The sequence below is a fragment of the Acidovorax sp. sif0632 genome, from assembly GCF_019218805.1.
GTDB lineage: Bacteria > Pseudomonadota > Gammaproteobacteria > Burkholderiales > Burkholderiaceae_C > Acidovorax > Acidovorax facilis.
This window is the reverse complement of sequence record NZ_JAHUWW010000005.1, coordinates 297,951-320,244: the sequence shown is the minus strand read 5'-3', so window position 1 is coordinate 320,244 and position 22,294 is coordinate 297,951. Positions and strand designations below refer to the sequence as shown.

Genomic DNA, 22,294 nt, shown 5'->3' with positions numbered 1-22,294 from the left:
GTAGAGTGACCGCAGACCGGCGACAGCCGGCTTTGGGCTTTCAATCTCCAGGAGACACACTGCATGGCTGCTTCCCTTGCCAACAACCGTTCCGTCGCGCGCCAGGTCACGCTGACCGCCATTGCGCTGGTGGCCCTGGTGCTGGTGCTGGTGGGGCTGGCCATTGCCGTGCTCACCGAGCGCAGCACCCGCGCCCTGGTCGCCTCCAGTGTGGGCGACACCGCGCAGAGCGTGGCGCAGTCGCTGGACGCCGCCGACAACACCAACCGCGAGCTGGTGCAGCTGACCATGAAGGGCTTTCAGCGCTACTTCGAGGCCACCATGCAGCTCGACGAAGCCTCGGGCGAGCTGCGCAGCTACGGCGCGCTGGTGAACGAGGACTACGGCTCGGTCGACAAGTTCGCCAGCGAGACCGGCGGTATCGCCACCGTGTTCGCCAAGAAGGGCGATGACTTCGTGCGCATCACCACCTCGGTCAAGAACGAACAGGGCGCGCGCCAGCAGGGCACGCCGCTGGGCAAGGACGACCCGGCCTATGCCACCGTGTCCAAGGGCGAGCCCTACACCGGCGTCACCGTGGTGGGCGGCAAGCCCTTCATGGGCCACTACCTGCCCGCCAAAGACGCTTCGGGCAAGGTGATTGCGCTGCTGTTCATCGGCAACGACATCAGCGTGTTCCACGCCATGCTGCAAAAGCAGGTCACGCAGACAAAATTCTTCGAGCATGGCGGCACGTACGTGATCAACCCCGGCACCTCGCTCGACAAGGCGGTGTTCGTGTACCACCCCACGGCACGCGGCAAGCGTGTGCTGGAAGCCTACCCCCAGGCCCGCCCGTTTTTTGAAGCCCTGGCCGCATCGCCCGACGGCTTTGTGCGCGAGGCCGCGCCCGTGCTGGGCACCGGTGCCGAAGACCCCTGGGCCCTGGTGCGCAAAACCGGCGGCGGCTGGTGGGTGGTGGCGGAGGTGGCCGACGGCGAGGCCATGGCCAGCCAGCGCCGCGTCACGCTCGCCGTGTGGGGGTTGATGGCCGTGGCCGTGGTGCTGCTGGCCATCGGCCTGTTCCTCATGCTGCGCCGGGGCGTAAGCCGCCCGCTGCAGGACCTGACCCAGGCCATCACCCTGGTAGCGCAGGGCGACCTGACAGAAGAATTCCGCACCACGCGGCGCGACGAAATCGGCGCGCTGGTGCAGGAGGTGGAAGGCATGCGCCAGCGCTACACGCAGATGCTGCAGCAGGTGCGCACGGCGGTGGACAGCATCACCACCGCCAGCGCCGAGATCGCCAGCGGCAACCAGGACCTGTCGGCCCGCACCGAGGCCACGGCCAGCAGCCTCGCGCAGACCGCGCAGAGCATGGAGCACCTTACCTCCACCGTGCGCCAGTCGGCCGACGCCGCGCGCCAGGCCAACCAGCTGGCCAGCACCGCCGCCGCCGTGGCCGCACGCGGTGGCCAGGTGGTGGGCGAGGTGGTCACCACCATGGGCGACATCAACCAAAGCTCGCGCAAGATTGCCGACATCATCGGCGTGATCGATTCCATTGCGTTCCAGACCAACATCCTGGCCCTGAACGCAGCGGTGGAAGCCGCCCGCGCTGGTGAACAAGGCCGGGGCTTTGCCGTGGTGGCCAGCGAGGTCCGCAGTCTGGCAGGGCGCAGTGCCGAGGCCGCGCGCGAGATCAAGGCGCTCATCGGCGCCTCGGTGGAGCGGGTGGAATCGGGCGCACGCCTGGTGCAGAACGCGGGCACCACCATGGACGAGATCGTGGGCTCGGTCAAACGCGTGGGCGACATCATTGGTGAGATCACAGCGGCATCGAGCGAGCAGTCCGACGGCATCGGCCAGGTCAACACTGCCGTCAACCAATTGGACCAGATGACACAGCAGAACGCTGCCCTGGTGGAGGAATCCGCCGCCGCAGCCCAAAGCCTGCGGGAGCAGGCCTCCCGTCTTGCGGGGGCGGTGCAGGTGTTCAAGCTCTCGCGGGCCGAGGGCGCTGCCGGTGGCGGTATCGGCTACACCCAGCGCGCGGCCCTGGCCGCGCCCATGGCACAAACGGGCGAGGGCGAGGCGGTGCACGCCCCCGGCAGTGGCGCGCGCGCACCCGCCCAGTTGCAATAGCCCACTGCATCCGACCAATCGACTGTGCGGCGGGGACGCGTGGTCATCTGGCGGTTTGCGGTCTGCAGACCTTCGTTTATGCTGATCTGAAACCCCCCCACCACACCGCCCACCCCCATCCATGGCCGCCCACGTTCCCACCATGCTGGTCATGATCATCGTGAGTTCGCTCATGATGGCCGCCTCCATGGCTGTGGTGGGCTGGGGGCGTCGGCGCGATGGCCTGGGACGGTGGGCGGCCGCCCTGATGGTCAATGCCGTCGGGCATTTGCTGATCATGCTGCGGGGTCTGGTGCCGGATGTGGTGTCCATCGTGCTGGGCAACCTGCTGCTGTCCTGCGTGTTTGTGGGGATGATCGCCGCGATCTACCAGTTCCAGGGGCGCCCGCCACGGTGGCTGCTGCTGCTCACACCGTCGGCGCTGGTCACGTGTTTTGTCATCGTGTTTATCGACAACTTTCCGGCGCGCGCGAGTTTTGTGGGCCTGGTCATCGGGCTGCAGGCCGTGTGGGCTCTGGTGGCGGCCCTGGAGCGCCGCCATGCCACCGTGGGGCGCGGGCAGTGGCTGCTGGTGGCAGGGCTGGGCCTGGAGGCCCTGGTGCTGGGGGGCCGCGCGCTGCTGGCCTTGGGCGAAAGCCAGACGGCCACCAGCATCCTCCAGGGCAGCCTGCTGCAGACGCTGACCTTCATGGCCACGTTTTCTGTGGTGCTTATCAGCTCCATGGGATTTGTGTTCATGTCTCGCGACCGTGCCGACGAGAACAACCGCATCATGGCGGCGCTGGATCCGCTTACTGGCGTGGCCAACCGCCGCTCGCTGATCGCGGCGCTGGACCGCGACGTCTCGCGCGCCGTGCGCTCGCGCGAATCCATCGCGCTCATGATGGTGGACATCGACCACTTCAAGCGGGTCAACGACCGCTACGGGCACCCCGCCGGTGACCAGGTGCTGTGCAGCGTGGTCAATGTGCTGAGCGAGCGCGTGCGGGCGCAGGACCTGGTGGGCCGCTACGGGGGTGAGGAATTCATGGTGGTGCTGCCCGACACCACGTTGCTGGGGGCCGAGCAGCTGGCGCGGGAACTGTGCAAGGCGGTGGAGGAATCGCGCTGCCGCATCCGCGCAGTCGGCGGAGCCGCGCCAGATGCAACCACCGACGCGGCCCTGGGCATTGCCGTCACGGTCAGCATTGGCGTCTTTGGCGGCCGGCTGGAGCCCGGCGACAGCTGGGACATGCTGATCGCCGCAGCCGACCGTGCGCTCTACCAGGCCAAGGAAAACGGCCGCAACCGGGTGGAGGTGTCCACCAGCCTGCGGCGCCCCGCCTCCCTGGCGGCGGCACAGGCCAATCCCGACACGCATCCTGTTTCCCGGTATTGACCCCCAAGAGGGACGCGGGACGGGCCACGCTGGGCACACCACCCGAAGAAGAGCTGCGCCCCCTGCCACAGCGCTGCCAGACTATGTCGCGGGTCTATGGATACCTGCCATGGCGCCCGCACAGGCGTTGTGTTGGAATGCTGGTTTCGGTCCACAAGATCCGCCGTATTCAGGAGAGCTGCCCATGAACGCCCGAGTCCCCCCCCACGCCCTGCAACCCGCCCTGGCCCTCGAACGGGTTAGCCAAGCCTGGGACAACGACATTGTTCGCCAGCTCACCGACTACATCGCCATCCCCGCCAAGTCGCCCATGTTCTCGCCCGATTGGGCCGAGCAGGGCCTGCTCGACACCGTGGTGCGCAACGCCGCCGCGTGGGTCGAGTCGCAGAAGGTTGAAGGCCTCACGCTCGAAATCGTGCGCCTCCCAGGCCGCACCCCCGTGCTGTTCTTTGAAATCGACGCTACCCAGGCCGGCGCCCGCGACGCCGCACGGCCGCCCGAAGGCGGCGCAGCCCCCTCGGGGGGCAGCGAACCACGCGCAGCGGGGAGCGTGGGGGCCGGTGACACCGTGCTCATGTACGGCCACCTCGACAAGCAACCCGAGTTCAGCGGCTGGCGTAACGACCTCGGTCCTTGGACGCCCAAGTACGAAGACGGCAAGCTCTATGGCCGGGGCGGCGCCGATGACGGCTACGCGGTCTATGCCAGCATCGCCGCCGTGCAGGAGCTCAAGCGCCAGAACGTGCCCCACCCGCGCATCGTGGGCCTGATCGAGACCTGCGAGGAAAGCGGCTCGCGCGACCTGCTGCCCTACATCGATGCACTGAAGCCCCGCATGGGCAACGTGGCGCTGGTCGTGTGCCTGGACTCGGGCGCCGGCAACTACGACCAGCTGTGGCTCACCACCAGCCTGCGCGGCATGGCCACCGGCACGCTCAAGGTCGAGATCCTCACCGAAGGCATCCACTCCGGTGACGCCTCGGGCCTGGTGCCTTCGTCGTTCCGCATCATGCGGCAGGTGCTCGACCGGCTCGAAGACAGCGCCACCGGCCGTCTCCTGCCCCAGAGCTTTCATTGCGAAGTGCCTGCCGACCGCCTGGCCCAGGCCCGCGCCACGGCGGGCATCCTGGGCGAAGATGTGTACAAGCGCTTCCCCTGGGCGCACTACGACTGCGGCGGCTCCACCACCTTTGCATTGCCCACCACCACCGACCCGCTGCAGGCCCTGCTCAAGCGCACCTGGGAGCCCACGCTGAGCGTGACCGGCGCCGAAGGCTTCCCGGCCCTGCAGGACGCAGGCAATGTGCTGCGCCCCTACACCGCCTTCAAGCTCAGCCTGCGCCTTCCGCCCCTGGTGGACGCCGCCGCCGCCGTGCAGGAGCTGAAAGCCCTGCTCGAAGACAACGCGCCCTACCAGGCGAAGGTCACCTTCCAGAGCATGAGCGGCGCCACAGGCTGGAACGCCCCCGCCACCACGCCCTGGTTCGAGCAGGCGCTCAACGCCGCCTCGCAGGCCCACTTTGGTGCGCCCTGCGGCTACATCGGCCAGGGCGGCACCATCCCGCTCATGAACATGCTCAGCGAAGGCTTCCCCACCGCGCAAATGATGGTGTGTGGTGTGCTCGGCCCCAAGAGCAACGCCCACGGCCCCAACGAGTTCCTGCATGTGCCCTACGCCAAGAAGCTCACCGCCGCAGTGGCGCAGGTGATTGCAGGCATGGCGGAAAGCTCGGGTACAACCCCCTGAGTCGCTTCGCGTCTTCCCCCTTCTCTCGAAGTCGCTGCGTGACTTCGGGAAGGGGGACGATGCCCTCGCTGCGGGGCGGCCCTTGCTCGGCATCCCCCGTGTTGCACCCCGCCTGATCCGCGTTCTGCTCCCCTGTCTGTGCCAGCCCTTTCACCATGACCCTCGACGCCGACGAACTCGCTCCCTCCACCCTCACCACCTTCACCGCCAGCGACGGCGAAAACCTGGCTGTGCAGGACTGGCCCCTGCCCGAGGGCGAGCCCTGCCGGGGCACCGTGCTGCTGGTGCATGGCCTGGGCGAACATGTGGGCCGCTATGACGCGGTGGCCCGCCGCCTCAACGACTGGGGTTTTGCCGTGCGGGGTTACGACCAGTATGGTCACGGCGAATCTGGTGGGCCACGTGGCGGCCTCACTTCGGACCTGCGCCTGCTGGATGACCTGGCCGACCTGGTGGACGCCACGCGCGCCCGCATGCCCGCAGGCCAGCCCCTGGTGTTGCTGGGCCACAGCATGGGCGGGCTTGTGGCTTCGCGTTTTGTGTCGTTGAAGATACGGCCTGTGGACGCCCTGGTGTTGTCATCCCCCGCGCTGGATGCGGGCCTGGGCGCCGTGCAAAAGCTGCTGCTGGCCACGCTGCCGCGCATCGCACCCAACCTGCGCGTGGGCAATGGGCTCGATGCGCAGTACCTCTCGCACGACCCGGCCGTGGTCGAGGCCTACCTGGCCGACCCGCTGTGCCACGACCGCATCAGCGCCCGCCTGGCCCGCTTCATCGCCAACGGCGGCCCCGCCACCGTGGCCCGCGCCGCGCACTGGAGCGTGCCCACGCTGCTGATGTGGGCGGGCAGCGACAAGCTGGTCCACCCTGCGGGCAGCCGTGCCTTTGCGGCCGCAGCCCCCAAGGCCGTCGTGCATGCACACTGCTTTGAACCCCTGTTCCACGAGCTGTTCAATGAAAGCCCGGAGCTGGCCGAGCCGGTGTTCAACCTGCTGCAGCAGTGGCTGGTGCGGCGCTGTCCGGCAGTGAGGTAGCCGGGTCGTCGCGGTTACCCAAAATTTCAAGCCAAAATGGCCGCCAGCGCTTATCTATAAAGCGCTAGCAGCTATCATTTTTGCAACAATCCGCCCAGCATTCCGAACAGGTCGTTCGAGGTGCCAAACCCGCCCTGCGGCGCCTCGCCGCGCGGGCTGAGCTGGTCGATCAGGCCCGGCAGTACCTGGGCCAGCTGGCCTGCTGCCGCGCCGGGGCCTACGCCCAGTTGCGACGCGATCTGCGACAGCGGGCCGCTGCCCAGCACGCTGGACAACTGTTCGCCGGAGATCGCCTGATTCGGCCCCGCGCTCAGCCAGGACGCAATCACATTGCCAAGCCCCGCCTGCTGAAACTTGGCCATCAACCCCGGCAGACCGCCCACCGGGCCGTCGTTGCTGATCAGGGACATCACGGCCTGCACCAGCTGCGGGTTCTGCGCAGCCAGGCTGATCAAGCCGCCCAAGCCACTCCCGGCCCCACCGGCTGCAGCGGCGCCATTGCCGCCTTGCGATGCATTGTTGATAACGGCACCCAGAACGGAATCGAGCAAACCCATGGTGTTCTCCTGCAGAGGGATAAAGGACGGCGGTGCGCCGCCCCGGACGGAACCACCCATGGTACGCACCTTGGCGTCTCCTTCATGTCAACAATCGTGAATTGTGGTGCTGCGGGCCCTGCCCGGCAGGGCACGCGGCAACACGCCATCCACGGCCCGCTCCACTCCCGCGCTGGTGTGTGTCGCTGAGAGGGCGCCCCGCTGCCGCGCAACTACTTGGCGCGGGGTGGGCGCTTGTCCAGCAGCGGTGCACTCACACCCTGCACCCCCACCAGCCCCAGCACCGTGACCAGCGAGGTCTGCGCGCCTTTCCAGGCGTCCGTCAGGTCAATCCATTCGGACAGCGCGTGGAACCCGCCCGTCTTGCCGCCGCCCCCGATCACGATGGCGGGGATGCCCAGCGACATGGGCACGTTGGCATCGGTGCTCGCGCCGCCCAGCACCGTCTTGCGGCCAAACGCCGTGTTGGCGCGCACGGCCGCTTCCACAATGACCGAATCCGCCGCCGTACGGCCACCGGGCCGGTCGCCGATGAGTTTGGTCGATGCGCTCAGGGTGTTCACACCCCAGCGTGCGTTCTCTTCGGTCACGGCGCTGTCCACGGCGGCCAGCACCTGCTTTTCGGTGGCCAGCATCGGGGCTGTTTCGTCGGAGCGGATGTCCACCGCCATGCGCGCATCCGGCGCGATGGTGTTGACCGATGTGCCGCCGCCCACAGTGCCCACGGTGAACGTGGTCTTGGGGCTCTTGGGCGTGCGGATGTCGGCGATCTTGGCAATGGCGCGGCCCATGCCGTGGATGGCGCTGGGCACCTCGCCAAACGCGGCGTAGCTGTGGCCGCCCGGGCCCTTGAAGGTCACCTCGTGGCGGTGGCTGCCCGTGCCCAGCACCAGCACCGTGCCATCGGGCGCGGGCTCCAGCGCCACCATGCCGTCGATGTCCAGGTGTTCCTTGAAAAGGTGCTTCATGCCGCGCAGGTTGCCCAGCTCTTCCTCGCCCACATTGCCCACGAACACCAGGTCGCCCACGGTGGCGATTTTCTGGTCGTTCAGCACCTTGAGCCACGACAGCAGCACGGCCAGGCCGCGTGTGTTGTCGGAAATGCCGGGCGCATACAGCTTGCCGTCGCGCTCCTTCACCTTCACATCGGTGCCGGATGGGAACACCGTGTCCAGGTGGGCCGAGATGACCAGCTTGGGGCCGTTGCCCGTGCCCTTGCGCACGCCCACGACGTTGCCTTCGGCATCGATGGCGGCGTTGGTCAGGCCCAGGGCCTGGAGCCGGGCCAGGAAGGCTTCGGCACGCTTTTGTTCCTTGAACGGCGGCGCCTCGATCTCGGTGAGCATGCGCAGGTCTTCGGTGGCGCGGTCGTGGTCGGCCTTCACGGCGTCGAGCAGCTGCAGGATCTGGGGCGCAGCCATGAGCTGGCCGTAGGCCTTGTCCACGGCAGGGCGCAGCACGGTGGGCGTGGGCGCCACGGCGCCGAACTGCGCATGGGCGGCACCGGGCAGCAAGGCGGCGCAGGCGAGAGCCATGGCACCCGCAAGGGCTGTGGCACGGAAGGTATGGAGAGGGAGAGTCATGGTGATCCAGCGAAACACGAACACAAACGGAAGGAGTGACCGGCCTGTCCAGCCATCGTGGATGGAGCCGCGGGCCGGCATGCAGTGCCATGCAATTGTTGGACCGAACCCCGCCCCTGGGCTCTGCTTTAATCTGCCCAGCCGACAGTTTTTCTTACATGCGCAAACACATCCCCAGCACCCGTGCCCTGCTTGTTTTTGATGCCGTGGCGCGCCACCACGGCGTGAGCAAGGCCGCCGAAGAACTCTGCCTCACCCACAGCGCCGTGAGCCAGCAGCTGCGTCTGCTGGAGGGCCAGCTGGGCCTGCAGCTGGTGCAGCGTGGCGCACGCGGCTCCACCCTCACCGACGTGGGCCGCCGCTACCACGCGCAGATCGTGGGCGACCTGCTGCGGCTGCAGAACCACACGCTCGAAGCCATGGCCCAGCGGCCCGATGGCGCGCGCCTGCTGGTGGGCTGCGTGCCGGTGTTTGCCGAGCGCTGGCTGCTGCCCCGTCTGCCGGCCTTCCTTGCACAGCACAAAGGCTGCAGCCTGCACCTGCAGGTATACCCCACGCAGATCTACATGGCGGAGATCCCGTTTGATGTGGCCGTGCAGTACAACGACGCGGCCTGGCCCGGCGTGGTACCAGCGCCCCTGATGCCCGAGGTCTGCGTGGCCGTGTGTGCCCCGCAGTCGCGCCACCGGCGTGCGACAGAGCGCGGCGATTTTCGGGCCGTGCCGCTGCTGCAGCTCAGCTCGCGCCTGGGGGCGTGGGACGACTGGCTGGCCCGTGCGGGCATCACGCGCATTCCGGGCCACACGTTGGGTGGCCACCGCTTTGATCTGTTCTCGATGCTGGTGGAGGCGGTGCGCGCCGACTTGGGGCTAGGCCTGGTGCCCCGGTATTTTGTGGAGCGCGAACTGCAATCGGGCGAGCTGGTGCTGGCCCACCCGCACCACGACAGCGGTGCGCGGGGCTACAGCCTCTTCGTGGCGCCGGGGCGCCTGGAAGACCGGGCGGTGGCGGCGTTTGCACAGTGGCTGCGCACCACGGTGGCCGCAGAAGGCGCTGTGGCTGAGGTGCCTTCAGACGCCGCGTGAAACGCGCTTGCGCTGCAGACCCAGCCAGGCCAGTGCCAGCCCCGTCACCACAATGGGCACCAGCGAACCGGCGTTCAGCAACGTCCAGCCCTGCGTCGTGACCAGCACGCCCGACGAGAACGCGCTCAGCGCCAGCGTGGCGTACACGCAGAAGTTGATGGCCGCCTGGGCGCGGTCCTTTTCTTCAGGGCGGTAGGCCGTCATGGCCAGTGTGGTGGAGCCGGTGAACAGGAAGTTCCAGCCCACCCCCAGGAAGAACAGCGCAATGCCGAAGTGGTGCAGCTCCACGCCCATCAGCGCCACGGCTACGCAGGCGAAGTTGAGCAACACCCCCGTGCCCATGATGGGCAGCACGCCAAACCGCTTGATGAGGTGGCCGGTGACAAAGCCGGGAGCGAACATGCCAATCACATGCCACTCCAGCACCAGCGCCGAGGCGTCAAAGTCAAAGCCACACACCTGCATGGCCAGCGGCGTGGCCGCCATCAGCAGGTTCATCACCCCATAGCCCAGCGCAGCGCCCACAATGGCCACGATGAAGGCAGGCTGGCGCATCAGTACAGAGAGGGGGCGCCCCTGCTCGCGTTGGCCCGCAGCGTTGAGCACCACGGGTTGCGCTTCGAACCGGATGGCTGCCATGCACAGCATGGACAACAGCGCCACGCCGATGAGCGCGATGTACGCGCCCGCAAACGGCACCGGGAACAAGGTGCGCGTGGTGCTGGCCAGGTTGGGGCCTGCCACGGCGCCCAGCAGGCCACCGGCCAGCACCAACGACACGGCCTTCTCGCGGTAGTCCGGGGCCGCCAGCTCGGCGGCCGCAAAGCGGTACAGGCCACCGTTGGCGCTGTAGTAGCCCGCCACCAGCGTAGCGGTGCACAGCAGCCAGAAGCTGCCGCTGAACGCCGCCCAGGCACACAGCGCGGCCGATGCCACGGCCACGGCCAGCCCGATCTGGAACGACACCTTGCGCCCCCAGCGCGATTGCGTGCGCGCCACCAGCGGGGTGGACAGCGCCCCGCCTACCACGTAGCCCATCACCGGCAGCGTGGCCATCCAGCCAAAGGGCGCCAGCTGCAGGCCCACCAGGCCATTGATGGCAATGAAGACAACGTTGTTGGTGAGGAAAAGGCCTTGGCACAGCGCCAGCAGCCACAGGTTCTTGTTCATGACAGGGCAGCGCCCGGGTTGGGCAAAAGGAAGGAACGAAAAGTGGGACAGCGTAGACGCAAGTCAAGGCCTGGCGGCTATGGGGTGCGCTGCGGAGGCGGGCCACATCAAAACCCGACTGGTTTGCTCCGGAATTGTGCACCGCCGTTGATGAAGATCAGCGGATGCGTGGAGTGTCCTCATTATGGTGGCGCCCAGTGCTGTGGCCCGGCCCGGGGCCCGCGTTTGAATGTTTGTGATGGAACCCCTGAAATCGATGGAGGCGGTGCTGCCCGACGCTGCAACCCCCGGACTGGAACTCGTCTGCCCCGCCGGCAGCCTGCCCGCCCTGAAGGCCGCTGTGGACCACGGCGCCAACTGCGTCTACCTGGGCCTGCGCGACGCCACCAATGCGCGCAATTTTGCGGGCCTCAACTTTGACGAGGCCGCCATCGCCAACGGCATTGCCTATGCGCATGGTCGCGGCTGCAAGGTCTTCATGGCGCTCAACACCTACCCGCAGGCGGCCAACCCGGGGCCGTGGCGCAGCGCACTGGACAAGGCGGTGGAACTGGGCGTGAACGCGGTCATCCTGGCCGACCCCGGCCTCATGCACTACGCGGTGCAGCACCATCCCCGGCTGCGCCTGCACCTGTCGGTGCAGGGCTCGGCTACCAACTACGAGGCCATCAACTTCTACCGCGAGCAGTTCGGCATCGTGCGCGCCGTGCTGCCGCGCGTGCTCTCGATGGAGCAGGTGCGCCAAGTCATCGATCGCACGCCGGTCGAGATCGAAGTCTTCGGCTTCGGCAGCCTGTGTGTGATGGTCGAGGGGCGCTGCGCGCTGTCGTCGTACGTGACCGGCGAATCGCCCAACACACACGGCGTGTGCTCTCCGCCCAAGGCCGTGCGCTGGGTGGAGACGCCGCAGGGCCGCGAGTCGCGCCTGAACGGCGTGCTCATCGACCGCTATGCGCCCGGCGAGAACGCGGGCTACCCCACGCTGTGCAAGGGGCGTTTCGATGTGGGGGACGACGAGAACTACTACGCCATCGAAGAGCCCACCAGCCTCAACACGCTGGAGCTGCTGCCCCAGCTGCTCAAGATGGGTGTGCGCGCCATCAAGATCGAAGGCCGCCAGCGCAGCCCCGCGTATGTGGCGCAGGTCACCCAGGTCTGGCGCGAGGCCATGGACCAGTGCCTGGCCCACCCCCACCGCTATGCGCCCAAGACACGCTGGATGGCCAGCCTGGACCAGGTGGCAGAAGGCCAGCAGCACACCCTGGGTGCCTACCACCGCCCCTGGAAATGAAATGATCAGGCGACAACCCCCTGAGCCGCTGCGCGGCTTCCCCCTTCTCTCTACGCGCTTCGCGCTAGGGGAAGGGGGACAACGCCAGCGCGGCGGGGCGGCCCTTGCGCGGCGTCCCCTGGCCTGGATCGCGCCAGATCGAAGGTCGGTGCGCCGCTTTGAATCCGAAATATCACGATGAAACCCCGGAGATCGCCCCATGAAACTCTCTCTCGGCCCGCTGCTGTACTACTGGCCCCGCGACACCGTGTTCGCGTTCTACGAGGCCATGGCCGCCACGCCCGTGGATGTGGTGTACCTGGGCGAGACGGTGTGTTCGCGCCGCCATGAATTGCGCCTGGCCGACTGGCTGGCGCTGGCGCGCATGCTGCGGGGCGCGGGCAAGGAGGCGGTGTTGTCCAGCCAGGTGCTCATCGAGTCCAGCGCCGACGTGGGTGTGATGCAAAAGATCACGGGCAACGGCGAGTTTCTGGTTGAGGCCAATGACATGGGCGCCGTGAGCTGTCTTGCGCGCGCACCCGCCGGGCCGCAGGCCTTTGTGGCCGGGTCGCACCTGAACCTGTACAACGCGCACTCGCTGCAATGGATGGCGCAGCAGGGCGCTACGCGCTGGGTGATGCCGCTTGAAATGTCGCAGGACGCGCTCGCTGCCGTGCTGGCGCAGCGGCCCGCAGGTTTGGAGACAGAGGTGTTTGCTTACGGACGCATGCCGCTGGCCTATTCAGCACGCTGCTTTACCGCACGCCACCGCAACCTGCCCAAGGACGACTGCCAGTTCAGCTGCCTTGACCATGCTGACGGACTGCCGCTGCGCACGCGCGAGAGCGAGGGCTTTCTCGTGCTTAACGGCACGCAGACCCAGTCGGCCCGCGTCTACAACCTGGCCAACGAACTGGTGGCGATGCAGGCCCAGAGCGTGGACGTGGTGCGCCTGAGCCCGCAGGCCCAGCACATGCCGCAGGTGATCGCCGCGTTTGACGAAGCCCGCCGTGCCGCAGCCGCCAAAGCCACTGCTGAAAACGCGCCCGACTTTGTGGAGCGCATGCAACCCTTCATGCCCGATCTGCCCTGCAACGGCTACTGGTTCGGGCGCCCGGGGCTGGAGCAGGGGATGCACGGCGCGGCGGGCGGTGCAGCCGCTCAGCCCTCCATGCACCCGTAACCACAAGGCAGATCACCATGTACCCCGGAGAACGTTTCAACAGCATCAGCCACCTGGTGGGTGCCCTGCTCGCCACGGCAGGCACGGCCGTGCTCATCACCCTCGCGGCGCGCCTGGGCGACCCGTGGAAGGTGGTCGCGTTCAGCATCTACGGCGCCATGTTGGTGGCGCTGTACGCGGCCTCCACCGCGTACCACAGCGTGCGTCGGCGCACCATCAAGGCCGTGCTGCAAAAGCTGGACCACTGCAGCATCTACCTGCTGATTGTGGGCAGCTACACGCCGTTTGCGCTGGTGTCGCTGCGCGGTGCCTGGGGCTGGTCGCTGCTGGGCATTGCGCAGGAGATCTGGTGGGCGCGGGGTGCACGCGTGCTGTCGCTGGTCATCTACGTGCTCATGGGCTGGCTGGCGCTGGTGGCCGTGGTGCCGCTGTGGCACGCGCTCACGCCAGCCGGGTTTGCCTGGCTGCTGGCGGGCGGGGCCTGCTACACGCTGGGCATCGTTTTCTATGCGCTGGACCACCGCGTGCGCCACGGCCACGGGCTGTGGCACCTGTTTGTGCTGGGCGGCAGCGTCTGCCACTTCTTCACCGTGTTTTTCTACGTGGCCTGAGGGCCCGTCTTCAACCTATGGCTGCTTTCCCTTCTTCACCCACCCCTGCCGCGAACCCACGGCTGGTGCCGCCGCCCGTGGGGGCCTTGCTGGCGCGCCTGCCCGCCTACCCCGGCTCGATGCTGCTGGTGACGGCGCTCAACCTGGCGCTCGCGCGGCACCTGCCTGTGGACGTGGGCCAGGTGCTGCTGCACAAGAAGATGCGGGTGCAGGTGCGCGATGCGCGCGTGGCGTTCGACTTTGCCTGGACGGGCCAGCGCTTCGCCCCCCATGCACCGCTGGTGCCGCCGCAGGTGGCCGACGTGACGCTGAACGCTACGGCCCATGATTTTTTGCTGCTGGCCCAGCGCCAGCAAGACCCGGACACGCTGTTTTTCAGCCGCCGCCTGTCGATGGAGGGCGACACCGAGCTGGGCCTGGTGGTGAAGAACGCGCTCGATGCGATCGAGCTGCCCGTGCTGGACCCGCGCCAGTGGGTCCACAGGCTGGCGCCGCGCCAGGTGCTGGGCCACCTGCGCCGCCGCCTGGACCCCACACCACGCAACGGAGGGTGAGCATGACCACCGACACCCATCCCCAGAACCATCCCTTGGTCTATTCCTGCTCCGGCTGCTCCAGCGCCGCGCAGCTGGCCAACCACGTGGCGCTGCAGCTCGACCGGCGCGGCGTGGCCGAGATGTCGTGCATCGCGGGGGTGGGCGGCGACGTGCCGCACCTGATGAAGACCGTGCGCTCGGGTCGGCCCATCATCGCGCTCGACGGCTGTCCGCTGGTCTGCGTGAAAAGCACGCTGGCGCGCCACGGCATCGTGGCCGACCGGCACTACCAGCTGCAGCAATACGGCGTGAAAAAGCGCACGCACGAAGACTTTGACCCCGTGCAGGCCGCGCTGGTGCTGGAGCAGGTGGAGGCCGATCAGCAGGCGCAGCCCTTGGTTCGTTCTGCCGCCGTGGAGCCCTCGCATGGCTGATGCTGCCCACACCCGTCGCATCATCGTCGCGATCTCGGGCGCCAGCGGCGCCGTGTACGGCGCGCGCCTGCTGCAGGTGCTGCAGGGCCAAAGCGGCATCGAGACCCACCTGGTCGTCTCCGACGCCGGCTGGCGCAACCTGCAGCACGAGCTGGACATGGACCGCCCTGCGGTGGAAGCGCTGGCGCACCGCGTGCACGACGTGGCCAACGTGGGCGCGGCCATCGCCAGCGGTTCGTTCCAGTGCCATGCCATGGTGGTGGCACCGTGTTCCATGCGCACACTCGCCGCCATTGCGCACGGCCTGGCCGACAACCTGCTCACGCGCGCGGCCGACGTGGCCCTCAAGGAGCGCCGCCGCCTGGTGCTGATGGTGCGCGAGTCGCCGCTGCACCTTACACACCTGCGCAACATGGTGGCCGTGACCGAGATGGGCGGCATCATCTGTCCGCCGCTGCCCGCCTTCTACCTGCGCCCGCAGACCGTGGGCGAGGTGGTGGACTACAGCGTGGCGCGCGTGCTCGACCTTATCGATGTGCCGCACGCCCTGGCGCCTCGGTGGCAAGGTCTGGAGCTGAATGCTCCTTAATTGATAGCTGTTTGCGTTTGTTGGAAAAGCGCTAGCGGCCAATTTCATTCAAATTCTGGACCTGATATGGCCTACCGCGACCTGCGCGACTTCATGGCCCAGCTGGAAGCCACGGGCGACCTGCGCCGCGTGGCGGAGCCGGTGTCACCCCACCTGGAGATGACAGCGCTCAGCGATCGCGTGCTGCGCGCGGGCGGCCCGGCGTTGCTCTTCACCCAGCCCACCGGCCACCGCATGCCGGTGCTCACCAACCTGTTTGGCACCACCGCCCGCGTGGCCCGCGCCATGGGCGTGGCCGACCTGCGCGGCGTGCGCGCCCTGGGCGAACTGCTGGCCACCCTCAAGGAGCCCGAGGCGCCGAAAGGCTTCAAGGACATGCTGGGCATGGGCCCGCTGCTCAAGACCCTGTGGAACATGGCGCCGCGCACCGTGGAGCGCGGCGCACCCTGCCAGCAAGAGGTGTGGGAAGGGCCGGACGTTCATCTCGACCGCCTGCCCGTGCAGCACTGCTGGCCTGGCGACGTGGCCCCGCTCATCACCTGGGGTCTGACCATCACGCGCGGCCCGCGCAAGGCGCGGCAGAACCTGGGCATCTACCGCCAGCAGGTGCTCTCGCGCAACCAGGTCATCGTGCGCTGGCTGGCGCACCGGGGCGGGGCGCTGGACTTTGCCGACCACTGCGCCGCCCACCCCGGCCAGCCCTACCCCGTGGCCGTGGCGCTGGGGGCCGACCCGGCCACGCTGCTGGGCGCCGTCACGCCCGTGCCCGATGCGTTGAGCGAATACCAGTTCGCCGGCCTGCTGCGCGGCGCGCGCACCGAAGTCACGCCCGCGCTGGGCGTGCCCCTCTCGGTGCCCGCCACCGCCGAGATCGTGCTCGAAGGCCACATCCAGCCCGACGCGGGCCACCCGAGCGGCTGGCAACACGCGCTGGAAGGGCCGTATGGCGACCATACGGGCTACTACAACGAATGCGCCGAGTTCCCCGTGCTCACTGTGGACCGCATCACGCTGCGCAAAGACCCGATCTACCACAGCACCTATACCGGCAAGCCGCCCGACGAGCCTGCCATGCTGGGCCTGGCGATGAACGAGCTGTTCATCCCACTGCTGCAAAAGCAGTTCCCCGAGATCGTGGACTTCTACCTGCCGCCCGAAGGCTGCAGCTACCGGATGGCGGTTGTCAGCATCCGCAAGGCCTACGCCGGCCACGCACGGCGCGTGATGATGGGCGTGTGGAGCCACCTGCGCCAGTTCATGTACACCAAGTTCATCGTGGTGGTCGATGCCGATGTGGATGTGCGCGACTGGAAAGACGTGATCTGGGCCATCACCACCCGCATGGACCCGGCGCGCGACACCCTGCTGGTGGAGCACACCCCCATCGACTACCTGGACTTTGCCTCGCCTGTCAGCGGCTTGGGCAGCAAGATGGGGCTGGACGCCACGAACAAGTGGCCGGGGGAGACGCAGCGCGAGTGGGGCCGCCCCATGGCCATGGAGGCCGCCGTGCAGGCGCGGATGGACGGGCTTTTTACGGCGCTGGGCCTATGACACCACCGCGCACCGCGGCGGTGCAGAGCTCCCCAGTCACGTAGAAGACAAGCACGCCCCGCGTTGTTTGCGACGATGTGCCAGCCCCAGCACAGAGGGCTCTGCACCGGCACCGACGGATGCCGCGATGCAGCACAGCGCACATCCCTAGGAGACAACGGCAATGCAGCAGCACCAGCCCGGCAGCATGATGGACCGGCCACTACTGGTTTCGGCCATCCTCGAGCATGGCGAGAACCAGTACGGCGACCAGCAGATCGTCTCGCGCGACACCGATGGCAGCCTGCACCGCTACCGTTTCGCCGACATGGCCCGGCGCGCCCGGCAGCTGGCCAACGCGCTGCAGGCGCTGGGCCTGCGCCCTGGCAGCGTGGTGGGCTCGCTGGCCTGGAACAACCACCGCCACCTGGAGGCGTACTACGCCGTGTCGGGCAGCGGCATGGTCATGCACACCTGCAACCCGCGCCTGCACCCCGAGCAGCTGGCCTACATCGTCAACCACGCCGACGATGAGGTGGTGCTGTTTGACACCACCTTTGCACCGTTGGTGCGTGCCATTGCGGCGTTGTGCCCCCGCGTGCGGCACTGGGTGGCGCTGTGTGATGCCGAAATGCTGGGCACCATCGACCTGCAAGGGGTGCCCGGGGTCGAGGCCTACGAGACCCTGGTGGCCGGCCAGCATGACCGCTTTGTGTGGCCCGAATGTGATGAAAAGACCGGCGCGGCGCTGTGCTACACGTCGGGCACCACCGGCAACCCCAAGGGCGTACTGTATTCGCACCGGGCGCTGGCGCTCAGTGCCCTGTCGGCCTGCATGCCGGGCGTGCTGAGCATCAGCGCACGGGAGACCATCCTGCCCGTGGTGCCCATGTTCCACATCAATGCCTGGTGCCTGCCCTATGCGGCCCTGATCGGCGGCGCCAAGCTGGTGCTGCCCGGCCCGCGCCTGGACGCGGCCAGCCTGTACGAGCTGATGGAGACCGAGCGCGTCACCGTCAGCGCGGGCGTGCCCACGATCTGGTTGGGCCTGATCCAGCATGTGGAGCAGCACGGTCTGCGCTTTACCACCATGCGGCGCACGGGCGTAGGCGGCTCGGCCATGCCCAAGGCACTGATCGCCAAGTTCAATGACGTGTACGACGTGGAGGTACGCCACGGCTGGGGCATGACCGAGACCACGGCCATTGCCACCATGAGCGTGCTGGGCGCTTCCGATGCCGAACTGCCGCCCGAGGACCGCCATGCACTGGTCGCCAAGCAGGGCAAGTCGGTGTTCGGCATCGAGCTTAAGCTGGTGGACGAAAACGGCGCCAGCCTGCCCCGCGACGGCGTGGCGCAGGGGGAGCTGATGGTGCGCGGCCAGTGGATCGTGGACCGGTACCACAAGGCCGAGCGTTCGGCGCTGGTCGATGGCTGGTTTCCCACGGGCGACATCGCCACCATCAGCCCGCAGGGCGTGGTGCAGATCCGCGACCGCACCAAGGACGTGATCAAGTCCGGCGGCGAGTGGATCAGCTCCATCGACCTGGAGAACGCCGCTGTCGCCCACCCGGCCGTGGCCATGGCGGCTGTCATTGGCGTCAAGCACCCCAAGTGGGATGAGCGCCCGCTGCTCTTCATCGTGCGCAAGCCCGGCCAGGCGCTCGACAAGGCGCAGATCCTGGACTTCCTCGCAGAGCGTGTTGCCAAGTGGTGGCTGCCCGACGAAGTGCTGTTTGTCGAGAGCCTGCCCCTGGGCGGGACCGGCAAGGTTCAGAAAAACGAGCTGCGGCAACGCCATGGCTCGGTGTTCGGCGGCGATTGACATCGCCCCGCATTGACGCAGTTCCTACCCACCCACCCCACGGAGACACCCATGAACATGGTTCCCAGGAAATGGCCTCATCAATGGCTTCAGGCCGGCGCCTGCGCCGCAGCGCTGGTGATGGCGGCACACGCCGGCGCGGCCGAGACGGTGAAGATCGGCTTCATCGACCTGCTGTCCGGCCCCTTTGCGCTCACCGGCCAAAGCTCGCTCAATCAGCTGCGCGAGGTGGTGGCGCAGGTCAACGCCAAGGCCGGGCCCAACGAGCCCAAGTTCGAGGTGATGGACTTCGACAACAAGGGCACGCCGCAGGAGAGCCTGAACGCCCTGAAGGCTGCCACCGACCGGGGCGTGCGCTACATCACCCAAGGGGGTGGATCGGGGGTGGCCCTGGCGCTGGTGGACGGGCTCAACAAGCTCGCCGAGCGCGACCCGGAGCGCGCCACCGTGTACCTGAACTACGCCGCCATGGACCCGCAGCTTACCAACGAGCGCTGCAGCTTTTGGCACTTCCGCTTCTATCCATCAAGTGAGATGAAGATGGAGGCGCTGACCACCTACCTGCAAGGCCGCAAGGACGTGAAGCGCGTGTACCTGCTCAACCAGGACTACACCCACGGCCGCCAGGTTTCCAAGGCCGCCAAGGAATACCTGGCGCGCAAGCGGCCCGACATCGAGATCGTGGGCGACGACTTCATCCCCATCGCGCAGACGCGCGACTTTGCCCCCTATGTGGCCAAGATGGCCGCTGCCAAGGCCGATACGGTCATCACCTCCAACTGGGGCAGCGACCTCACGCTGCTGTTCAAGTCCTCGCGCGACTATGGCCTGAACATCAACTACTTCACCCTCAACGCCAACAACCCCGGCACGCCCGCGCAGATCGGGCCCTGGGGCGAGGGCAAGGTCGGGGTGATCTGGAACTGGGTGCACAACGCCCCCACCCCCGATCTGGAAAAGATCTACGTGGACTACAAGAAGAAGACCGGCGACGACTTTGTGTTTGCCGCGCACTGGAACAGCATGCACATGCTGCGTGAAGCCATGCGCAAGGCCCAGTCCACCGACGCCAAGAAGGTGGCCCTCGCGCTGGAAGGCATGACCTACAAGAGCCCCATGGGCGAGGTGCGCATGCGCAAGACCGACCACCAGCTCGAAGCACCGCTGTACCTGGGCATCTGGGCCAAACAGGGCAGCAAGGGCGTGAAATACGACGCGGAGAAAACCGGCTATGGCTTCCGCTCCGAAGTGGCCTGGGACAACTACATCAGTTCCCAGCCCACGTCCTGCCAGATGAAGCGGCCGTCCTGACTCTCCCACCGTGCCACCGTGCCGCTCACGCGGCGCGGCATCAGCCCAGCAGGCCCTTGGGCACCTTGTCCGCCTTTTTCTCCACCGGGTTGGCTGTGAGCCACTGCGCTGCGTACTGGCGCATGAACTCCTTGGCCTTCTCTGGCCGGGCCGTGAGCCACGCGTCGTAGGCGCCTTCGTTCAGGATGGCGGGCATGCTTTTTTCGCTGCCGGGCTGGCCGTAGCGGTGCAGCAGTGCGTGGTTGTTGGCATTCACCGTGAGCAGGCAGTAGCTGATGATCACCTCGCCATCGGCCCCCTGCCAGCGCGCCCACAGGCCCGCCACGCCCATGGGCTTGCCGTCCACGCGCGCCACGCGGGTGGGCACGGCCTTGCCGCTGCGCAGGTCGTCTTCGTAAAACGCCACCATGGGCACGATGCAGCGCTGGCCATTCAGCCACGCGTCGCGGAACGCGGTGCCGGTGGAGGCGGTGTCGGACTTGGCATTGACCAGCTTGGGCGCGCGCAGCTTGGCATCGGATGTCGACTTGACCCAGTGCGGCACCAGGCCCCATTGCGCGGGCACGAGCACGCGTTCCGTGCTGGCGGCGGGTGCGTCTGTGGGCGTGTCTGCCGGGGGGCTGGGTTCGGCGTCGGCCGCCGCTTTGGCCACCACTGGCTGGGCGATGGCGGCTGCCGTGGCCGCATGCACGATGAAGAAGCCGGGCTTGCGTGGCCACAGGTGGCGTTCACCCAGGGCCTGCGGTGGCTCGACCGCAAAGGCCTCGCGGTAGGTGTCGGCGTGGGTCAGGGTTTCGTAATGGGTGCTCATGGGGCGATGGTAGCGTGTGGCGTTGAGGTTTCTTGCATGAAATAGGGCTCTAGCGCTTGTTTGATAAGCGTTAACAGCTATAAAAACAGAAGCATTTTCGAGCCCGCTGTGTCACCCATCCGGCCCGGTCCTGACCTGTATCAAGCCCGTTGTCGCCTGCGTTGTGACGCGCGCTGGCGCTGTTTTCACAATGCCCGCATGGACTTCGCACCTTCCCCTCTGGCCCTTCAATGGCGTGATCGCCTGCTGGCGTTCATGGACCGGTATCTGCTGCCCTACAACCCTGCCTGGCAGGCGGCCGTGCTGGCGGGCGACTACCCGCCGCCTTTTGTGGAGGACCTGAAGGCGCTGGCGCGCGAAGAAGGCCTGTGGAACCTGTTCCTGCCCACGCTTGAGGACGACGAGCCCGGCACGCGGCTGTCCAACCTCGACTACGCGCCGCTGGCCGAGGCCATGGGCCGCCTGCCGTGGGCGGCCGAGGTGTTCAACTGCCACGCGCCGGACACCGGCAACATCGAGCTGTTGCACCGCTTTGCCACACCCGCCCAGCGCGCCCGCTGGCTGGTGCCGTTGCTGCACGGCCATATGCGTTCGGCCTTTGCGATGAGCGAGCCCGACGTGGCCTCGTCCGACCCTACCAACCTGCAGACCACGGTGCGGTGCGAGGGTGACCACCTGGTGCTCAGCGGTCGCAAGTGGTTCATCACCGGCGCGGCGCACCCGCATTGCCAGCTGCTCATCGTGCTGTGCCGCAATGCAGGTGATGACCAGACTGACAGCCACCATCGCCACAGCATGGTGCTGGTGCCCGTGGACACGCCGGGTGTGCAGATCGTGCGCAACATCAGTGTGCTGCACCACCATGCGCCCGAGGGGCATTGCGAGATCCTGCTGCAGGGTGTGCGTGTGCCTGCGGACCACCTGCTGGGCGATTGGGGCGCCGGCTTTGCGATGGCGCAGGCGCGCCTGGGCCCCGGCCGTGTGCACCACTGCATGCGCACCATCGGCCAGTGCGAGCTGGCGCTCTCCCTGGCCACCGAGCGGGCGCTGGAGCGCACGGCGTTTGGCAAGCCGCTGGCCGAGCAGGCCAATGTGCAGGAATGGCTGGCCGAGTCGCGCATCGAGATCGACCAGGCGCGCCTGCTGGTGCTGCATGCGGCCTGGCTGCTGGACCAGGGCGACGCTTCGGATGCGCGCACTGTGCGTGCCCAGGTTGCCGCCATCAAGGTGGTGGCCGCGCGCCTGCAGCAGCGCGTGGTGGACCGCGCCATGCAGATCTTTGGCGCCATGGGCCTGTCGCCCGACACGCCGCTGGCGGCGTTCTGGACCTGGGGCCGCGCGCTGCGGCTGATGGATGGGCCCGACGAGGTGCACCTGCGCACTGTGGCGCGGCACGAACTGCGTCAGGCGCGCGAGCAGCTCGGCACCTTAGCAGCCTACTTCACCACCCCGGAGCAGATGCGCGCGCCGCCACGGCTGAGTGCCTGAGCACCTGCACCGGACAGTGCGGCGG

At 67.7% G+C, this 22,294-nt stretch carries 19 protein-coding genes; 15 read left to right on the top strand and 4 right to left on the bottom strand.

Going from position 1 to position 22,294, the window contains the following annotated elements; genetic code table 11:
• Positions 1-63 precede the first annotated feature (63 nt).
• From KW832_RS17585 to KW832_RS17570, 4 genes are all read left to right on the top strand, one after another.
• Positions 64-2,124 carry a methyl-accepting chemotaxis protein gene (locus tag KW832_RS17585; protein ID WP_218300764.1) on the top strand — a complete coding sequence of 687 codons (2,061 nt, stop codon included), beginning with the start codon at positions 64-66 and terminating at the stop codon, positions 2,122-2,124.
• A gap of 121 nt (positions 2,125-2,245) precedes the next feature.
• Positions 2,246-3,502 (top strand): diguanylate cyclase, encoded by a 1,257-nt coding sequence (locus tag KW832_RS17580; RefSeq protein WP_121421690.1) that lies wholly within the window; start codon positions 2,246-2,248, stop codon positions 3,500-3,502.
• Positions 3,503-3,686: 184 nt separating this feature from the next.
• Entirely contained in the window at positions 3,687-5,249 is a 1,563-nt protein-coding gene (locus KW832_RS17575; RefSeq protein ID WP_218300765.1) for a M20 family metallopeptidase, read from the top strand.
• Positions 5,250-5,404: 155 nt separating this feature from the next.
• Positions 5,405-6,283 (top strand): alpha/beta hydrolase, encoded by an 879-nt coding sequence (locus KW832_RS17570; RefSeq protein ID WP_218300766.1) that lies wholly within the window; start codon positions 5,405-5,407, stop codon positions 6,281-6,283.
• 74 nt (positions 6,284-6,357) lie between these two features.
• On the opposite strand, the gene KW832_RS17565 is transcribed toward KW832_RS17570, so the two are convergent.
• Positions 6,358-6,840: a YidB family protein gene (locus KW832_RS17565; RefSeq protein ID WP_218300767.1), complete on the bottom strand. Its 483-nt coding sequence runs from the start codon at positions 6,838-6,840 to the stop codon at positions 6,358-6,360.
• A 212-nt stretch (positions 6,841-7,052) separates the two neighbouring features.
• A complete protein-coding gene (locus tag KW832_RS17560; RefSeq protein ID WP_218300768.1) occupies positions 7,053-8,423 on the bottom strand; it encodes a M20/M25/M40 family metallo-hydrolase in 1,371 nt (456 codons plus the stop codon).
• Between the two features lie 158 nt (positions 8,424-8,581).
• Here KW832_RS17560 and KW832_RS17555 point away from each other — a divergent pair, with 158 nt between their 5' ends.
• Positions 8,582-9,508 carry a LysR family transcriptional regulator gene (locus KW832_RS17555; RefSeq protein WP_218300769.1) on the top strand — a complete coding sequence of 309 codons (927 nt, stop codon included), beginning with the start codon at positions 8,582-8,584 and terminating at the stop codon, positions 9,506-9,508.
• Here KW832_RS17555 and KW832_RS17550 read toward each other — a convergent pair.
• A complete protein-coding gene (locus KW832_RS17550; RefSeq protein ID WP_218300770.1) occupies positions 9,494-10,678 on the bottom strand; it encodes an MFS transporter in 1,185 nt (394 codons plus the stop codon). The two genes, KW832_RS17555 and KW832_RS17550, sit on opposite strands and share 15 nt — an antisense overlap.
• A gap of 256 nt (positions 10,679-10,934) precedes the next feature.
• On the opposite strand from KW832_RS17550, the gene KW832_RS17545 reads away from it, so the two are divergent.
• From KW832_RS17545 to KW832_RS17505, 9 genes are all read left to right on the top strand, one after another.
• Positions 10,935-11,969: a peptidase U32 family protein gene (locus KW832_RS17545; protein WP_218300953.1), complete on the top strand. Its 1,035-nt coding sequence runs from the start codon at positions 10,935-10,937 to the stop codon at positions 11,967-11,969.
• A 199-nt stretch (positions 11,970-12,168) separates the two neighbouring features.
• Positions 12,169-13,131: a U32 family peptidase gene (locus KW832_RS17540; RefSeq protein ID WP_218300771.1), complete on the top strand. Its 963-nt coding sequence runs from the start codon at positions 12,169-12,171 to the stop codon at positions 13,129-13,131.
• Between the two features lie 17 nt (positions 13,132-13,148).
• A complete protein-coding gene (locus KW832_RS17535; RefSeq protein ID WP_218300772.1) occupies positions 13,149-13,742 on the top strand; it encodes a hemolysin III family protein in 594 nt (197 codons plus the stop codon).
• Between the two features lie 17 nt (positions 13,743-13,759).
• Entirely contained in the window at positions 13,760-14,296 is a 537-nt protein-coding gene (locus KW832_RS17530) for an SCP2 domain-containing protein (protein WP_218300773.1), read from the top strand.
• A 2-nt stretch (positions 14,297-14,298) separates the two neighbouring features.
• Positions 14,299-14,712, top strand: a complete 414-nt coding sequence (locus KW832_RS17525) for a putative zinc-binding protein (protein WP_218300774.1) — start codon at positions 14,299-14,301, stop codon at positions 14,710-14,712.
• Positions 14,705-15,301, top strand: a complete 597-nt coding sequence (locus KW832_RS17520) for a UbiX family flavin prenyltransferase (RefSeq protein ID WP_218300775.1) — start codon at positions 14,705-14,707, stop codon at positions 15,299-15,301. The genes KW832_RS17525 and KW832_RS17520 overlap by 8 nt, the downstream gene beginning before the upstream one ends.
• 66 nt (positions 15,302-15,367) lie before the next feature.
• Positions 15,368-16,855 (top strand): 4-hydroxy-3-polyprenylbenzoate decarboxylase, encoded by a 1,488-nt coding sequence (gene ubiD / locus KW832_RS17515; protein ID WP_218300776.1) that lies wholly within the window; start codon positions 15,368-15,370, stop codon positions 16,853-16,855.
• Positions 16,856-17,018: 163 nt separating this feature from the next.
• A complete protein-coding gene (locus tag KW832_RS17510) occupies positions 17,019-18,659 on the top strand; it encodes a long-chain-fatty-acid--CoA ligase (protein ID WP_218300777.1) in 1,641 nt (546 codons plus the stop codon).
• 51 nt (positions 18,660-18,710) lie between these two features.
• A complete protein-coding gene (locus KW832_RS17505; RefSeq protein WP_218300778.1) occupies positions 18,711-19,970 on the top strand; it encodes a branched-chain amino acid ABC transporter substrate-binding protein in 1,260 nt (419 codons plus the stop codon).
• 40 nt (positions 19,971-20,010) lie between these two features.
• Here the strand turns inward: KW832_RS17505 and KW832_RS17500 are convergent, their stop codons facing one another.
• On the bottom strand, positions 20,011-20,781 hold the full coding sequence (locus KW832_RS17500; RefSeq protein WP_218300779.1) for an SOS response-associated peptidase: 771 nt from the start codon (positions 20,779-20,781) through the stop codon (positions 20,011-20,013).
• A gap of 198 nt (positions 20,782-20,979) precedes the next feature.
• Here KW832_RS17500 and KW832_RS17495 point away from each other — a divergent pair, with 198 nt between their 5' ends.
• Complete coding sequence (locus KW832_RS17495; protein ID WP_218300780.1) at positions 20,980-22,269, top strand: acyl-CoA dehydrogenase family protein; 1,290 nt, start codon at positions 20,980-20,982, stop codon at positions 22,267-22,269.
• Positions 22,270-22,294: the final 25 nt, after the last annotated feature.

What these genes read in the sequence shown, in the direction of transcription:
- KW832_RS17535 (WP_218300772.1), top strand. Translation starts at nt 13,149, where the DNA reads ATGTACCCCGGAGAACGTTTCAACAGCATCAGCCACCTGGTGGGTGCC.
- KW832_RS17500 (WP_218300779.1), bottom strand. Translation starts at nt 20,781, where the DNA reads ATGAGCACCCATTACGAAACCCTGACCCACGCCGACACCTACCGCGAG.
- KW832_RS17560 (WP_218300768.1), bottom strand. Translation starts at nt 8,423, where the DNA reads ATGACTCTCCCTCTCCATACCTTCCGTGCCACAGCCCTTGCGGGTGCC.
- KW832_RS17580 (WP_121421690.1), top strand. Translation starts at nt 2,246, where the DNA reads ATGGCCGCCCACGTTCCCACCATGCTGGTCATGATCATCGTGAGTTCG.
- KW832_RS17555 (WP_218300769.1), top strand. Translation starts at nt 8,582, where the DNA reads ATGCGCAAACACATCCCCAGCACCCGTGCCCTGCTTGTTTTTGATGCC.
- KW832_RS17565 (WP_218300767.1), bottom strand. Translation starts at nt 6,840, where the DNA reads ATGGGTTTGCTCGATTCCGTTCTGGGTGCCGTTATCAACAATGCATCG.
- KW832_RS17585 (WP_218300764.1), top strand. Translation starts at nt 64, where the DNA reads ATGGCTGCTTCCCTTGCCAACAACCGTTCCGTCGCGCGCCAGGTCACG.
- KW832_RS17570 (WP_218300766.1), top strand. Translation starts at nt 5,405, where the DNA reads ATGACCCTCGACGCCGACGAACTCGCTCCCTCCACCCTCACCACCTTC.
- KW832_RS17495 (WP_218300780.1), top strand. Translation starts at nt 20,980, where the DNA reads ATGGACTTCGCACCTTCCCCTCTGGCCCTTCAATGGCGTGATCGCCTG.
- KW832_RS17530 (WP_218300773.1), top strand. Translation starts at nt 13,760, where the DNA reads ATGGCTGCTTTCCCTTCTTCACCCACCCCTGCCGCGAACCCACGGCTG.
- KW832_RS17540 (WP_218300771.1), top strand. Translation starts at nt 12,169, where the DNA reads ATGAAACTCTCTCTCGGCCCGCTGCTGTACTACTGGCCCCGCGACACC.
- KW832_RS17545 (WP_218300953.1), top strand. Translation starts at nt 10,935, where the DNA reads ATGGAGGCGGTGCTGCCCGACGCTGCAACCCCCGGACTGGAACTCGTC.
- ubiD (WP_218300776.1), top strand. Translation starts at nt 15,368, where the DNA reads ATGGCCTACCGCGACCTGCGCGACTTCATGGCCCAGCTGGAAGCCACG.
- KW832_RS17550 (WP_218300770.1), bottom strand. Translation starts at nt 10,678, where the DNA reads ATGAACAAGAACCTGTGGCTGCTGGCGCTGTGCCAAGGCCTTTTCCTC.
- KW832_RS17510 (WP_218300777.1), top strand. Translation starts at nt 17,019, where the DNA reads ATGCAGCAGCACCAGCCCGGCAGCATGATGGACCGGCCACTACTGGTT.
- KW832_RS17575 (WP_218300765.1), top strand. Translation starts at nt 3,687, where the DNA reads ATGAACGCCCGAGTCCCCCCCCACGCCCTGCAACCCGCCCTGGCCCTC.
- KW832_RS17505 (WP_218300778.1), top strand. Translation starts at nt 18,711, where the DNA reads ATGAACATGGTTCCCAGGAAATGGCCTCATCAATGGCTTCAGGCCGGC.
- KW832_RS17525 (WP_218300774.1), top strand. Translation starts at nt 14,299, where the DNA reads ATGACCACCGACACCCATCCCCAGAACCATCCCTTGGTCTATTCCTGC.
- KW832_RS17520 (WP_218300775.1), top strand. Translation starts at nt 14,705, where the DNA reads ATGGCTGATGCTGCCCACACCCGTCGCATCATCGTCGCGATCTCGGGC.